Origin of the sequence: Pseudoalteromonas sp. JC3, assembly GCF_030291895.1 — a bacterium.
Classification (GTDB): Bacteria; Pseudomonadota; Gammaproteobacteria; order Enterobacterales; family Alteromonadaceae; genus Pseudoalteromonas.
This window is the reverse complement of the sequence record NZ_CP127855.1, coordinates 3,002,870-3,016,141: the sequence shown is the minus strand read 5'-3', so window position 1 is coordinate 3,016,141 and position 13,272 is coordinate 3,002,870. Positions and strand designations below refer to the sequence as shown.

14 protein-coding genes, 7 tRNA genes and 1 pseudogene are annotated in these 13,272 nt (G+C 42.7%); 16 read left to right on the top strand and 6 right to left on the bottom strand.

What is annotated here, in order from left to right; translation table 11 throughout:
- Positions 1 to 68: 68 nt before the first annotated feature.
- Together QSH61_RS12955 and QSH61_RS12950 are read right to left on the bottom strand one after the other, a co-directional pair.
- Positions 69 to 374, bottom strand: a complete 306-nt coding sequence (locus QSH61_RS12955) for a DUF3301 domain-containing protein (RefSeq protein ID WP_206473369.1) — start codon at positions 372 to 374, stop codon at positions 69 to 71.
- A complete protein-coding gene (locus QSH61_RS12950; RefSeq protein ID WP_206473370.1) occupies positions 375 to 1,403 on the bottom strand; it encodes a DUF3549 family protein in 1,029 nt (342 codons plus the stop codon). It lies immediately after the preceding gene.
- A gap of 158 nt (positions 1,404 to 1,561) precedes the next feature.
- On the opposite strand from QSH61_RS12950, the gene QSH61_RS12945 reads away from it, so the two are divergent.
- The 4 genes from QSH61_RS12945 to QSH61_RS12930 all read left to right on the top strand — a co-directional run bounded on the left by QSH61_RS12945 (position 1,562) and on the right by QSH61_RS12930 (position 3,461).
- Positions 1,562 to 1,879 carry a YqcC family protein gene (locus QSH61_RS12945; protein ID WP_010370929.1) on the top strand — a complete coding sequence of 106 codons (318 nt, stop codon included), beginning with the start codon at positions 1,562 to 1,564 and terminating at the stop codon, positions 1,877 to 1,879.
- Positions 1,879 to 2,613 carry a tRNA pseudouridine(65) synthase TruC gene (truC, locus tag QSH61_RS12940; protein ID WP_102057217.1) on the top strand — a complete coding sequence of 245 codons (735 nt, stop codon included), beginning with the start codon at positions 1,879 to 1,881 and terminating at the stop codon, positions 2,611 to 2,613. The genes QSH61_RS12945 and truC overlap by 1 nt, the downstream gene beginning before the upstream one ends.
- Positions 2,613 to 3,056: a flavodoxin gene (locus QSH61_RS12935; RefSeq protein WP_010606632.1), complete on the top strand. Its 444-nt coding sequence runs from the start codon at positions 2,613 to 2,615 to the stop codon at positions 3,054 to 3,056. Before truC ends, QSH61_RS12935 begins: the two co-directional genes overlap by 1 nt.
- A gap of 204 nt (positions 3,057 to 3,260) precedes the next feature.
- Complete coding sequence (locus tag QSH61_RS12930) at positions 3,261 to 3,461, top strand: hypothetical protein (protein WP_045989219.1); 201 nt, start codon at positions 3,261 to 3,263, stop codon at positions 3,459 to 3,461.
- Between the two features lie 230 nt (positions 3,462 to 3,691).
- On the opposite strand, the gene QSH61_RS12925 is transcribed toward QSH61_RS12930, so the two are convergent.
- Together QSH61_RS12925 and gloB are read right to left on the bottom strand one after the other, a co-directional pair.
- The gene (locus QSH61_RS12925; protein ID WP_174169972.1) at positions 3,692 to 5,266 is read right to left on the bottom strand and encodes a lytic transglycosylase; all 1,575 of its coding nucleotides are present in this window, start codon (positions 5,264 to 5,266) and stop codon (positions 3,692 to 3,694) included.
- Positions 5,267 to 5,493: 227 nt separating this feature from the next.
- Positions 5,494 to 6,261 (bottom strand): hydroxyacylglutathione hydrolase, encoded by a 768-nt coding sequence (gene gloB, locus QSH61_RS12920; RefSeq protein WP_206473371.1) that lies wholly within the window; start codon positions 6,259 to 6,261, stop codon positions 5,494 to 5,496.
- A gap of 52 nt (positions 6,262 to 6,313) precedes the next feature.
- Between gloB and QSH61_RS12915 the strand changes: the two genes are divergently transcribed.
- Complete coding sequence (locus tag QSH61_RS12915; RefSeq protein ID WP_010370946.1) at positions 6,314 to 7,063, top strand: class I SAM-dependent methyltransferase; 750 nt, start codon at positions 6,314 to 6,316, stop codon at positions 7,061 to 7,063.
- Positions 7,064 to 7,126: 63 nt separating this feature from the next.
- Here QSH61_RS12915 and rnhA read toward each other — a convergent pair whose 3' ends face one another.
- Positions 7,127 to 7,597 (bottom strand): ribonuclease HI, encoded by a 471-nt coding sequence (gene rnhA / locus QSH61_RS12910; RefSeq protein ID WP_099029375.1) that lies wholly within the window; start codon positions 7,595 to 7,597, stop codon positions 7,127 to 7,129.
- A gap of 69 nt (positions 7,598 to 7,666) precedes the next feature.
- Between rnhA and dnaQ the strand changes: the two genes are divergently transcribed.
- From dnaQ to QSH61_RS12865, 9 genes are all read left to right on the top strand, one after another.
- Positions 7,667 to 8,377 (top strand): DNA polymerase III subunit epsilon, encoded by a 711-nt coding sequence (dnaQ, locus tag QSH61_RS12905; RefSeq protein ID WP_010370953.1) that lies wholly within the window; start codon positions 7,667 to 7,669, stop codon positions 8,375 to 8,377.
- Between the two features lie 101 nt (positions 8,378 to 8,478).
- Complete coding sequence (locus tag QSH61_RS12900) at positions 8,479 to 9,849, top strand: TIGR03503 family protein (protein WP_102057212.1); 1,371 nt, start codon at positions 8,479 to 8,481, stop codon at positions 9,847 to 9,849.
- Positions 9,850 to 9,959: 110 nt separating this feature from the next.
- Positions 9,960 to 10,036 (top strand) — tRNA-Asp (locus QSH61_RS12895).
- Between the two features lie 30 nt (positions 10,037 to 10,066).
- A tRNA-Asp gene (locus tag QSH61_RS12890) sits at positions 10,067 to 10,143 on the top strand.
- 32 nt (positions 10,144 to 10,175) lie between these two features.
- Positions 10,176 to 10,252 (top strand) — tRNA-Asp (locus tag QSH61_RS12885).
- A gap of 32 nt (positions 10,253 to 10,284) precedes the next feature.
- A tRNA-Asp gene (locus QSH61_RS12880) sits at positions 10,285 to 10,361 on the top strand.
- Between the two features lie 49 nt (positions 10,362 to 10,410).
- A tRNA-Asp gene (locus QSH61_RS12875) sits at positions 10,411 to 10,487 on the top strand.
- 41 nt (positions 10,488 to 10,528) lie between these two features.
- Positions 10,529 to 10,605, top strand: a tRNA-Asp gene (locus QSH61_RS12870).
- A gap of 29 nt (positions 10,606 to 10,634) precedes the next feature.
- Positions 10,635 to 10,711 (top strand) — tRNA-Asp (locus QSH61_RS12865).
- 259 nt (positions 10,712 to 10,970) lie between these two features.
- Here the strand turns inward: QSH61_RS12865 and QSH61_RS12860 are convergent.
- Positions 10,971 to 11,531: pseudogene (locus tag QSH61_RS12860) on the bottom strand (IS30 family transposase); the annotation flags it as partial.
- A gap of 128 nt (positions 11,532 to 11,659) precedes the next feature.
- Here QSH61_RS12860 and QSH61_RS12855 point away from each other — a divergent pair.
- Positions 11,660 to 12,028: a helix-turn-helix domain-containing protein gene (locus QSH61_RS12855; RefSeq protein ID WP_206473373.1), complete on the top strand. Its 369-nt coding sequence runs from the start codon at positions 11,660 to 11,662 to the stop codon at positions 12,026 to 12,028.
- Between the two features lie 293 nt (positions 12,029 to 12,321).
- Positions 12,322 to 13,269, top strand: coding sequence for a polyprenyl synthetase family protein (locus QSH61_RS12850; RefSeq protein WP_206473375.1), 948 nt, complete (start codon positions 12,322 to 12,324; stop codon positions 13,267 to 13,269).
- Positions 13,270 to 13,272: the final 3 nt, after the last annotated feature.

The window sequence follows — 13,272 nt, the reverse complement described above, 5'->3', positions numbered from 1 at the left end:
CTATTATAAATTCAGTGCAGGCACTTGTATTTATATGAATTTAAGTGCCTACTTTCGCACCCATCGGATTAACTTGCGATTTTATAAGCGGGCAATTCTTTTTTGACTAATCGTTCATTTTCTAAGTAAAGCTTACCTTGATAGGCTGACTCGCCATCTGAACTAAACTCAAACATAAATTGGCTTTTTATTCCGAGTTTACCGCCTTTTAATACGCCGAAACGGCGCTTAATACAGGCAACACTTAACAGTTGCACTTGCAAACTTTCAGCTTGATGCTGTGCATGCCTATTTGCCGCTTCTGCGATCTGGCGGCTATACCAAAATAGCGCGATAACAGATGAAACGATGATAAAAAGCCAAAGCGTTGTCATTTAAGAAAATAACCTTCCAATTGCACGAGACAGAGTTTCACTGCGATTTTCTGCTCTAATAATCCCTAAAACATGTGGGCGTAACATAGGTATTGCAACTAAGTCTGCGAAAATACTGCTGAAAAGTCCATCAATTTGATTATTCTCAGCGGCCTTTTCCATATAGGAAAAGAGTCTTTGCTGGTCGGTTAGTGTCTCCCAAGCACGCCCTGCAATCGTGAGTAAGCAATCTGCATCTGATCCCAATTCGGATGCTAAAATAGCGTCTACTGCATGGGCGATGAGACCAAGCGCGTGACTTCCCGACATCGCACGCAAATTAGTGACTACGGCGTCCTTATCTTGCTGTTGGCATGCATGGATTAAAGCGGCTAAAAAGTCTTCGGTTTGTGATGTTGAGACCGTAACGTGTTCAAGCATTGCGGCTAATGGGGTCTTAACTTCTGCTGGCAAAAAAGACCACGCCTGTTGCAGGTTGCTCGCGTTATGACCATGGTCTAGACGTAGGGCAAAGTCTGCAATACCTTGTAGCGCTATTTCTTGCCAGCGTTCAAACCCAAGCTTGCCCGAAAAGTAGAGTTCGGCGTGCTCGTAATATTGAGAAGCCGGGCGATTAAGCTCACGCTTTAATAGCGCATTGAATGCAGCGAGTTTGTTCGCGTTTGGCGTGAAGACATAAGGGTTGTTATCAAGTTTCCCTTGAGCGGCTTCGCCCGTGAGTTGAGTACCTAATGCTTCGAGTACCATGGAGGCAAAGTGGTCACGGCTGGCGATAATGAGCTTGCTTTGCTCATCTAGTGGAAACTTTAAAAACCACACATAAGGATCAACGGTTGCTTCATTATCCCAAAATTGAATCGCCATGATGGCATGGCCGCCAAGCGGGTAAGGATAAGGGACTTGAGTACTCTCGATTTGCGCAAACTGCTTCTTATCTATTTTTGTGATACGTCGACCCAGATCATAGACTCGCCACTGTGTACCGGCGTTTGTTAGTAATTCACCTAAAGTTGAAATTTGCGCTGTCATGAATGCTCTATATGTTACTTATATTTTCAATAGCGGCAATTATAGCTACTTTTAGGTGCGCTGATAAGCCTATGAAAAAGGTGCACTTGAGAGAATTGGCTAGCTCCTAAATCATGCAAATTGCTATAATGTAAAAAATTGAGAAAGAGACAGAACCGATGAATTCGGAATTATTGATTCAGTTAGACGAACTTGAGACTTGTTTAAAGGCGACGGGTCTTTGGCAAGACGAGCCAATTTCGGCTAAGGCACTTACCTCTACGGAGCCATTTTGCTGCGATACGATGACCTTCGCGCAGTGGTTGCAATTTGTATTCTTGGGCAAAATGCGAACAATGGTAGAAAGTGGTGAAGCATTACCGGAAAATATGGCGATTGCGCCAATGGCTGAAATGGTGCTGAGTGAACATCTTTATTTTAATGCGGTGCATCAGTGCTTAAAAAACCTCGATAATACAATTGCAAAGAGCGCGTAATGCTTGAGATTTTATATCAAGATGCACATTATGTTGCGATAAATAAGCCGTCAGGGTTATTGGTTCATCGCTCATTTTTGGATAAGCGAGAAACACAATTTGCGATGCAAATGCTACGTGATCAACTTGGTCAACATGTTTTCCCCGTTCACCGTTTAGATAGGCCAACGTCAGGCGTGCTACTGTTTGCACTAAGCTCTGAAGCCGCGCGAGACATGAATGAAATCTTTATTAGCGGTAATATTCAAAAACGCTATTTAGCGCTTGTTCGCGGATTTGCTCCGGAATCTAGATTCATCGACAGACCACTCAAAGAAGAACTTGATAAAATTGCTGATAAGTTTGCCTGTCAGGATAAAGCTCCGCAGGAGGCGCAAACACAGATAAATTGTTTATTGCAGGGTAGCTTGCCAATTCCTTTTGGTAAGTATCCAAGTATTCGCTACTCATTGGTGGAGTGTTTTCCTAAAACGGGTAGAAAACACCAAATCAGGCGCCACCTTAACTATTTAGCACATCCGATTATTGGTGATGTCAATCACGGTGATAATAAACACAACCACTTTTTTGTCGATCATTTTGGCTTACGTCGGTTGATGTTATTTGCAACTAAATTGGAATTTGTACATCCTTATACCAACACGACGATTTCAATTACCGCGGATTTGGGAGAAGAAGCATTGGCTGTCTTCGCTCAGCTCGGCTGGTCAGACAACGAGAAGGATTATAAATAATGGCAAAAGTTTCCATTTTTGTGGGAAGTATGTACGGCAATGCTGAAAACTTGGCAAACGACAGTGCTGAGTTTTTGAATAAATCGGGTCATGAGGCAAGTGTTATTGAGCCTGCTTCCATCGTTGATGTAACGCAAGCTGAAAACATTTTATTTATTTCTTCTACTACCGGATCTGGTGATATTCCCGATAACTTGCTGCCTTTATTTTTGCAAATGCAAAGCGAATTTCCGATGCTAACGGGCAAGAAAGTAGCGGTCATCGCATTGGGGGATTCTAGTTATGGCGATACTTATTGTGGTGCTGGAAAGCAAATTGATGCCCTGATTGAAGAGTTGAACGCCACTCGAGCACAACCGCGTCTAGACATCGATGCCTGTGAATATTTTGAGCCTTGGGAGCCGGCAGAGGCTTGGCTTCAATCATTGGCAAAAAACCTTTAGGTTTTATCTTCTGTTCAAGCATTACCTTTCAATTTACGCGGCTTAATAGGTCGCGTTGCCTGCTTAAATAGCAAACTCATCAGCATAATCATAGTAACGGAAAAATATAAATATTTACATTTCGGTTACGTTGTGTGACATTGGTCTTGGTTGTATGAAAAGTGACCGATATTATAAAGTTCAAAATAATGAAAAGGAAAAATAATGATTAAACCGATTCTATTTGCTGTATCTGCTATTTTCGCCACCGCTATGTCGTCTAATGCTACCGCATTCGAAGAAATTTACCTTGAATGTTACAAAAATGGTGAGTTGTTATGGGCTGACTCTTTTAGTGATTATCGAGATGCGGATAACGCATCGAGAATTTGCAGGAGGATTGGTGGTACGCCAATAATGTACTAACGATATCAGTTCTTTATGAAATTTTCTTTAGATAATATTAATCAGCATTGAAGCCTAACCAAATTTTTGGGTTTAAATCAGCTGTAAGCGACGTTGAAAAACTGTGTATTTAAACGATAGAACTGTCGTAATCTTTAAGGAAAAGTGAGTCAAAAGTGCTGCTTTAATATGTAAAAATCCAATATCATCACTGATATTGGATTTTTATTTTTAAACCCTGGTTCTTAGCGCTAAACACGTTTCGTCTGAACTTTCAGTTTTAACTTTTGACCAGGCTGAAGATACTTCTGTCCAGTCAGGTTGTTCCATTTGACGATTTCATTCACGCTGACGTTAAACTTAGTGGCGATACGTGCCAATGAGTCGCCTTTACGCACTTTGTAAGTGATTGTGCGCTCGGTGTTGACGAGGACGGTTTGATTTGCTGCTTTTTCATCTTTAAAGACGGTAAGCTTTTGTCCAAGGCGCAAAACGGCATTGGTTTTTAACTTATTCCAGCTAGCTAATTGCTTAACGGTAACATCATATTCGCGGCTGATATCCCACAATGTATCGCCTGATTTTACTGTGTGGCTGAGTTTTTTCTTAGTTACTTTGTTGGCGGCAAGGCGCACTTCTGGTGGTAAATGCTCACTTTGCAATTCGCCATCACTGAGTGGCACCAATAACTTCTGGCCAACACGGATCATATTGCCATCGATGCTATTGAGTGAGCGAATGGCGCCGATACTAGTATTAAACTTAGTCGCAACGACCGACAGGCTATCTCCTTTTTGCACTGTATAATATTGCCAACGAAGTCGATCTTTTACTTCAGTTTTAGCTAATTTCTCTTGAAAAGCGTCAACTTTTTCCATGGGTAATAATAACTGGTGTGGGCCATCTGGATCGGTGGCCCAACGATTAAAACCTGGATTTAAGCGATAGAGTTCAGTTAAAGAAATATCGGCCATTTCAGCGGCAAGCGCTAAATCAATTTGTGACCCTACCTCAACGGTATCAACAACTTGGGCATTGATTATAGGTTGCCACGCGACCTTAAACTCATCTGAGCGTTTTAAGAGGTCGGATAAGGCAAGTAATTTAGGCACATACGCGGTGGTTTCGCGAGGTAAATCGAGAGACCAAAAATCGGTAGGCAAATGCTTTTTACGATTTTTTCGGATTGCTCTGAGCAATCGACCTTCACCTGAATTGTAAGCGGCAATTGCGTTTAACCAGTCGCCTTCCAGTGTTTTATGGAGATAGGTGAGGTAATCTAATGCAGCCTGCGTTGATGCAATAATATCGCGACGGCCGTCATACCACCAATTTTGTTTGAGGTTAAAGCGTTCACCGGTTTGAGGCATAAATTGCCAAATACCGGAAGCGGTACGGTGTGAATAGCCAAATGGATCGAATGCGCTTTCCACAATAGGTAACAACGCGATTTCTACCGGCATATTGCGCTTTTCTACTTCTTCAACAATGTAGTAGAGGTAAGGTTCTGCACGTTTTGCGATACGGTCTAAATAGGCTTGGTGACGTTGATAGTAATTACGCTCGGCGACCACAGGTCTATTTTGTGGCACTTCGATAGATAACTGATAACGGATCCGCTCCCATACGTCGTCAAATACAGGCACAGCCTCTTCATCTTCGTCTTGCCATGAGGTACTGAGTGTTTGAGAGATATCATAAGGGCTCGCGTGATCTAAGTTGGCCTGCTTCACTTGTTCAGTTGCAGTTTCCAATGGGGTTTCTTGTGTGATTTCACAACCACTTAATATTGCTGTTGATGCAATAATAAAGGCGAGCTTTTTCATAAATGCGTTCTTTTGCTTGGGGGTTCGGACAAAAACTCGGCAATATTACCGAGTTTGTATCAGCATTTAAAGCTTCTTTATTATTTTATTTCGACTTCCTAAAAATCGTTAGAAATGCTTATCTTTGGCGGTATTGCAAAGAAAATGGATAATTTATTCAATACTTCCCATGTAAGTACGCCAAAAAAGCGTCATTTTGGCGTTACATTAGGTCACTATTGAATATTTTAGAAGTTATCCTTCCATTTTCTCAGTGCACTAAAGCGAGCTTCAGGTGTATTTTCTGACGCGATAAATTGCGTTGGAACATGGGTGAGAATGGCTTCATTTGCGGCACGTACAAAAGGATTGATTGCTTTTTGCTGTTCAATTGTCGTCGGTACTGTGCGCTCGTTATTGGCACGTAATGACTTTGCTTGTTGGTGATACTGGGTTAGTGCTTGGTTAGCGGGCTCAACGGCCTCAGCAAAAGCAAGATTCGCGAGCGTGTACTCGTGCGTGCAATACACTTTACATGTGTCAGGTAGGGTGAGTAGCTTTTCAAAGGAGCGCCACATTTGGCTTGGTGTGCCCTCAAAAAGTCTGCCACAACCTGCATTGAATAAGGTATCCCCCGTAAAAGCCAGTTCATCATTTACATAACAGATATGGTCTAAGGTGTGACCTGGGGTGGCAATAATGTTCAGCATGGTATCAAAAAGTGTGATCTTATCGTGTTCGCTAAGGCCATGAGTAATGCCTTTATATTTACCATTTTTGGGCCCATAGACTGTTAAGCTGGGAAAATGTGATAAAAGCGGGGCAATGCCATCAGTATGATCCCAATGATGATGGGTGACTAATATGCCTTGGAGTGTTAAATCAAACTTGGCGAGGTAATCTAAAACAGGTTGTTCGTCACCGGGGTCAACCACCCAACAGTTTGAACTTAGAGGGTCTTTTATCACCCAGATATAATTGTCATCAAATGCTTTGATTGCATCGACTTGCACCATAACGCAATGCTCTATAAAGTGATTAATAACACCAGTATAACGAGCTTAGTAAATGAAACCAGCGTTAAGTTTTTTACAAGGACCCAAACCCGATGAGTGGCAAGACTTTCCTCACGGTGAATATTTAAAGGTGGGGATCCAAAAACGACTGGATGAATGGCTACCAAGAATGTTTGGTTACCACATGCTAAAGCTCGGCTGTTTGAGCGGTCAAATGAATACCTCTGCCAGCCCGATTAAGCATCAAGTTTGTGTTGCCCCACAAGGCAAACATGTCGGAGTATTTGCTGAAATTGACGAGCTACCTTTTTACGAAAACTCAGTCGATGCTTGTATTTTAAGTCAGTGCTTAGAATATCATTCTGATCCGCATCATATTCTACGCGAAGCCCACCGAACGCTTATTCCCGGAGGTTATATTGTGATCTCAGGTTTTAATCCGTTTAGTTTATGTGGTGTGGCGCAAATGCTTCCCTTTAGTAAAGAAAAACTACCTTGGTCAGGGCGCTTCTTTACTCCATCGCGGGTGAAGGATTGGCTAGATTTACTCGGGTTTGAGATTGTTGGTGACGAGCGCTTTATTTATGCGTCTTTAGCGCGAGGCTCGAGGCTTTCTCGTTTTGCGCCATGGCGTCGTTTTTGCCGTCATTACTTAAAGCCGATGGGAAGCGTGTATATGTTGGTGGCAAGAAAGCGGGTGATGCCGCTCACTCCAATCAAACCCAAGTGGCATGTAAAGCCTAAGTGGACACCCGCTGTGAAAGGGGCTGGACTCAGGCAAACCTGCCAAGATAAAGAATAACGAGTATTATTATTTAAGATAAATCTTAAGGGAGCTGTTATTTGTTATTGAATGATCCCTTAGTTAGACGCTGGCTTCGTAACCTTCATCTACAAGTAGGTTTGAACCTGAAGCCGCTTCACGCGCTAAGTCATCAACAAGCTCATTATATTTATTTCCAGCGTGGCCTTTTACCCAGCGCCATTGGATCGTATGTCGGCTGGTGGCAGCGTCCAGTCTTTGCCATAAATCGACATTTTTTACCGGTTGTTTGGCTGCGGTTTTCCAATTGCGCTTTTTCCAATTTTCAAGCCAAGACTCAATGCCTTGTTTAACATATTGGCTGTCGGTATACAGAATAATATCGCAGGGACGCTTTAATGTTTCGAGTGCAACAATAGCCGCAAGCATTTCCATTCTATTATTGGTTGTGAGTTTATACCCTGCACTCATTTCTTTTTCATGTCCTTGATAGGAAAGGTAAACACCATAACCACCTGGACCTGGATTGCCTAAACACGAGCCATCGGTATAAATCTCTACGGTTTTTTGCACTGAATTGCCTATTTTTATGTAAAATGTGCGAATAGGGCAAAATAATAGCAAAGTTAAGCGAGCAACGATATGCACACACGGCAAATAGTACTGGATACAGAAACCACAGGTATTGATCCTAAAGCAGGGCACAGGATCATTGAAATTGGTTGTGTTGAGCTAGTCAATCGCAGACTAACGGGGAATAACTTCCACGTATATATCAACCCTCAGCGCGACATTGAAGAAGAAGCCATTGATGTTCACGGTATCACCAACGAATTTTTACGTGATAAACCTTTTTTCCATCAAATTGCGCAAGAGTTTTTTGACTATATTAAAGGAGCTGAGCTTGTCATTCATAACGCGCCGTTCGACGTCGGCTTTATGGATCACGAGTTTGCTAAGTTAAATCAAGGCTTTCCGGCAACCCATGACTATTGTCAAGTGCTAGATACTTTGGTGATGGCAAGGGATCTTCATCCGGGCCAGAAGAACAGCCTAGATGCGCTTTGCCGTCGCTACGATATCGATAACTCAAAGCGTACGCTGCACGGCGCTTTGCTGGATTCCGAGATCCTTGCTGATGTTTACCTGTCGATGACGGGAGGCCAAAAAAAGCTGAATTTGGCAAATCAAAATAAAGGTGATCAGGCTAACTCAGCCGGTGGCATTATTCGTTTAGACAGCAATCGTCCTGCACTTAAAGTTTTACGTGCTTCTGCCGATGAAGAACAAGCACATACAGAACGTTTAGAGCTTGTAAACAAAGCTTGTGGACAAAGTCTGTGGCAACAATAATGAATATAATCGGTATCGTTGGGGTGGAGTAGACGCTTAACTAGGGGCTTTGTCCCAAAAAAAAGATCACTCAGGCCATCAACGCAATGTAGGGTTAATACATGAATCTAAAACAGCTTATCTTGGGGTTTGTACTGCTAGTAAGTACGGTTGTTGGCGCTCAAACACCACAGATAACGATGTTGCAGCGGGACGGTAAGGTAAATGAAATCCCTCTTTTAGATAACCGTTTTCGTATTGATTATAATATTGAAGAGATCACTTTACTGTTTTTTCGCGCCCCAGGCGCTCCCGCCGTGGTACTTGTGAAGCCTGATGGTAGTAAATATTATGCGACCAGTTCACTGGATAATGATGCACTACGATGGTATGACGAAGTCAGTTATGACTTGATCATTCTAAAGAACCCAACGCCAGGCCCTTGGCAAGTCATCGGACAGATCCAAAAAAACAGCCGCATAATGGTGCTTGGTGACATTGAACTCGAAGTTGAAGCTTTGCCCCCGCTATTATTCCGTGGTGAAGTGCTGAAGGTAACAGGGCGCGTGACTAATGATGGCAAACAGATAGATGTGGGTTACTTCCGGGATGTCGTGACTTTGTATGTGGAGTTCTCTAGTACCAATAACGATGAATATGCCAACTTTGGTGCAGGTACGCAAAGCGTGACCGACTTTAAAGATGATGGCCGAGAGTTTGATGAAAGACCCTTGGATGGAATTTTTACTGGTGAGTTTAAATTAAACTTTCCTGCGGGAGAGTGGCAGCCTGAATTTTTCATAGAAACGCCCATTCTAAAAAGAAGAGTGATCAAATCACCTATTGTTATCGCTGAGCCGCCATTCAACTTTGAATTGATGCTAGCGGGTGAAAACGAGCTTGAACATGGCCTTACTATTACGATAGACGACACGGTTGTGAAACCTGAGACCATATTGCTACAGGGTAAAATCTTTTACCCTAATGGTGAAGAGCAGATGTTTACCTTAGATGCAGAAGAACGGCTTTATCGTCAGCTGCCAATCAAGAATTATGATTGGGGGCGTTATAGTGTAGAAATCTCCGTATTTGGTGAAAATATCAATGGCCGTGAGTTTATGGCAACGTTGCCAAACTACAATTTTGAAATTGAAAGACCCATTGAAAAAGTGCCTGAATTGGAAGCCGCTGCGTTACCGGCAGTGATACAACCTGAGCCAGAACCAGAGCCGACTATAAGTACAGCGCTACTAGTCAGTATTATTGTTGCTGGTAACTTAGTTGTATTATTGCTCGGTTGGTTAGCCATTCGTGTTCTGGTGCAAAAAAAGCCAATTAGACTAAAAGTACCAATGCCAAAGAATCCATTTAAGAAAACCGAAGAAGTCATTGATCTTGATGATTTAGGACCATCTGAAAATAACGCAGCAGGGAATGGTTCAAAAAATGATAAATCAGGTGATATTTTGAACCTTTCAATGAAAGATAACTAAAAAACACGGTTTTTTTTCAAAAAACGGTTGACTCATGAGGGGGTCATTCGTATTATTCACGCCGCTGTCAGGGAGCACACCTTACAGCAAACACTGCAAGAATATGACGCGGAGTGGTAGTTCAGTTGGTTAGAATACCGGCCTGTCACGCCGGGGGTCGCGGGTTCGAGTCCCGTCCACTCCGCCAAATTTCTTCGTGGTATCAATAAGTCGCGCTGGAGTGGTAGTTCAGTTGGTTAGAATACCGGCCTGTCACGCCGGGGGTCGCGGGTTCGAGTCCCGTCCACTCCGCCAATACTTATTACAAACGTGCATTTGCTTCTTATGGAGTGGTAGTTCAGTTGGTTAGAATACCGGCCTGTCACGCCGGGGGTCGCGGGTTCGAGTCCCGTCCACTCCGCCAACACTTCGAAGCAAAATATGCGAATACTCAGTGGAGTGGTAGTTCAGTTGGTTAGAATACCGGCCTGTCACGCCGGGGGTCGCGGGTTCGAGTCCCGTCCACTCCGCCAATGTATCGCATAACTATATTCAAGCTTTATGACAGCTTGTTTACTCGCTGGAGTGGTAGTTCAGTTGGTTAGAATACCGGCCTGTCACGCCGGGGGTCGCGGGTTCGAGTCCCGTCCACTCCGCCAACACTAAAACGAGTAAAATAATGTCATTAAGATATCTCTGCGGAGTGGTAGTTCAGTTGGTTAGAATACCGGCCTGTCACGCCGGGGGTCGCGGGTTCGAGTCCCGTCCACTCCGCCATTTAAGATATCTTGCAAATCTATCACTGCGGAGTGGTAGTTCAGTTGGTTAGAATACCGGCCTGTCACGCCGGGGGTCGCGGGTTCGAGTCCCGTCCACTCCGCCAGTTTGCAATCTCTCTTCTCATATTTCAATTACTTATCTCCTAATTTTCTTTTTCTATTGTATTGTTATTTTATCCTGTGATCAGATGATCACCATTTGGTGACCGTGGGCGTTTAAAAATGGTATTCATTGGTCACGAGAATGCGGTTTGGTTTTCATGATCAACTTTGTTTTTTCTTAGCATATCTATCTTTTATCTTTGTTTTATTTCTCTTCATTGCTACCCGCGAATTCAAGTCCGAAGTGCACCACTCGCTAAATTAGGCTGCTTTGCGTAATTCATTGAATATCACCACAGGTTGCCTAAACCCTATACATTTTATCGGCCTCGCATTGATCGCCCGCTCTATATGCGCAATTTGCTTATCTGTCACCGTTCGTAAATCTGTTCCTTTGCAAATATATTGACGCAGCAGACCATTAAAGTTTTCATTCAACCCTCTCTCCCATGAGGAGTAGGGGTTAGCAAAATAGATATCGGTTTTTAGCTTATCTGAGACATATTCATGCTCGCAAAACTCACTCCCATTATCTGCGGTTATCGTATGAACATGACGTCGATAGCGCCACAGCATGCCTCTCATCGCTCTGCTCACTTGCGCTGCACTTTTTGCTGGAACTTTGCGTATCAGGTAAAACTTACTTGTACGTTCGACCAAACTAACGATTGCCCCCGTGCCATGCTTGCCAAGTACAGTATCCACTTCCCAATCACCAAACCGTGTTTTAATGTCAACAATCGCAGGTTTATGCTCAATGCCAACCCGATTTAGGATGATGACACGTTTGCTTCGGCAACCTTTACGATAACGTCTGTGTCCTTATTCGGGGAGGACTCAGGGGACGATTAACAGAGCTTGACCATAGGCAGCAATACATTGATTTAATTCAAGAAGCAAAACAATCGGGTTGCGCTGTAGAGAAAGCTTGCAGAGAAATGGATATCAGCTTGAGAACGTATAGACGATGGTATCAGCAAGGCATAGTACAAACAGACAAACGCCCAGAGGCAGAGCGTCCAGTGCCAAGTAATAAACTAACCGTGCATGAGCAACAAGCCATTGTTGATGTTTGTAATGAGCCTGAATTTGCTAGCTTACCGCCTTCACAGATAGTGCCTAGGTTGTTAGATAACAATATCTATCTTGGCTCAGTTTCAAGCTTCTATCGTGTGCTTAAGGCTGAAAACCAATTACATCATCGTGGTCGCAGCAAAGCACTGAGAAAAGTGGCTAAACCCACGAGTTTTACAGCTGCTACACCGAATGAAGTTTGGTCATGGGATATAACTTACCGTGTGCCCGGAGTTCAGGGCTAACAAGGATGTTTTAAATTGAACCACGAACCTGTCTGAAATCGATAAATATATTGGCCGGAGCGCTCGTAGTAGTGCGAGGTGGGGAAAGCCCACTACATGGCAAAGGGGCGCAGTAAGCTCAATTTTGTTTTACCTTGAACTCTTGATTGTTTGACTGTTTATTTAGTTTGGTTGGTTGTTGTTTTTATGTTAAGTATGAGAGGTGAACTGAAAGTAAAATGTGATTTTTTAGTAGTAAAACTTAGAAAGTTGGGTATAATTCCGCGTCTCGAAAATTAAAAGGATATGCAAGCATGATGGATGATATGGACGTAGTTAAGCAACCAAATGATGTTTTGGAAGGGAAATCTTGGTTATCTTTTAGAAAAAGAATTGATGATGAAATCTTAAAAGAAATGGACAAGGTTCGTTTTTTAAATATCTATCAACCGATTTGTGATGCTCTTCAAGGTGGTAAACGTATTCGAGCGATTTTGGTTCTCATGGCTAACCAAGTATATGACGAACCTCAAGAATCTGCTTCTGATGCAATGAAAGTTGCTGTTGCTATTGAAATGTTACACGCGGCAGCGTTAGTACATGATGATATTATGGATAATTCTGATTATCGTCGTAATGAGCCAACAATTTACAAAAAATATGGTACCGATACTGCCATTTTGGCTGGTAACTTTCTTATTAGTCTGGCATTTAAATTGGCTAATTCCGTTAAGGCAAAATATGCTGCAGGTTGCAGTTTGTATTTGTGTGATATTTGCATGGAATTAGTTGATGGTCAGCTATTGGATATTAATTCTTTTGATACCGAAGATCTCGATAGTTATTATAAACTCATTGATGGTAAAACTTCCTCGATTATCTCTCTTCCGATGAAAATTCTTGGTGTGATTAATGAAAATGAACAGCTTAGTCAGCATTTGTTTGATTACGCCCGAGAAGTTGCTCGTATTTTGCAGATTCTAGATGATTTTTATGATGCCTTTATTGGTGATGAGAAAACAAGTAAAACGCCGGGGCTTGATCGGTTAAATGGTAAAAAGACTATTGTGGATTTGGTCAGTAACAAAGATGACTTAGAATCAATGACCAGAACACAAGTGAAAAAGGCGATTCAAGTGACTCTTGCTGAACATCGAGAGGCGGCACATGCTCTTCTTGCTCGAATCGATACTCCAAATACTCAAGCGCTGAGTGACTTAGATGCTTACGTTTGGCATATGTTGACTAAGTATACGATTTAGTTT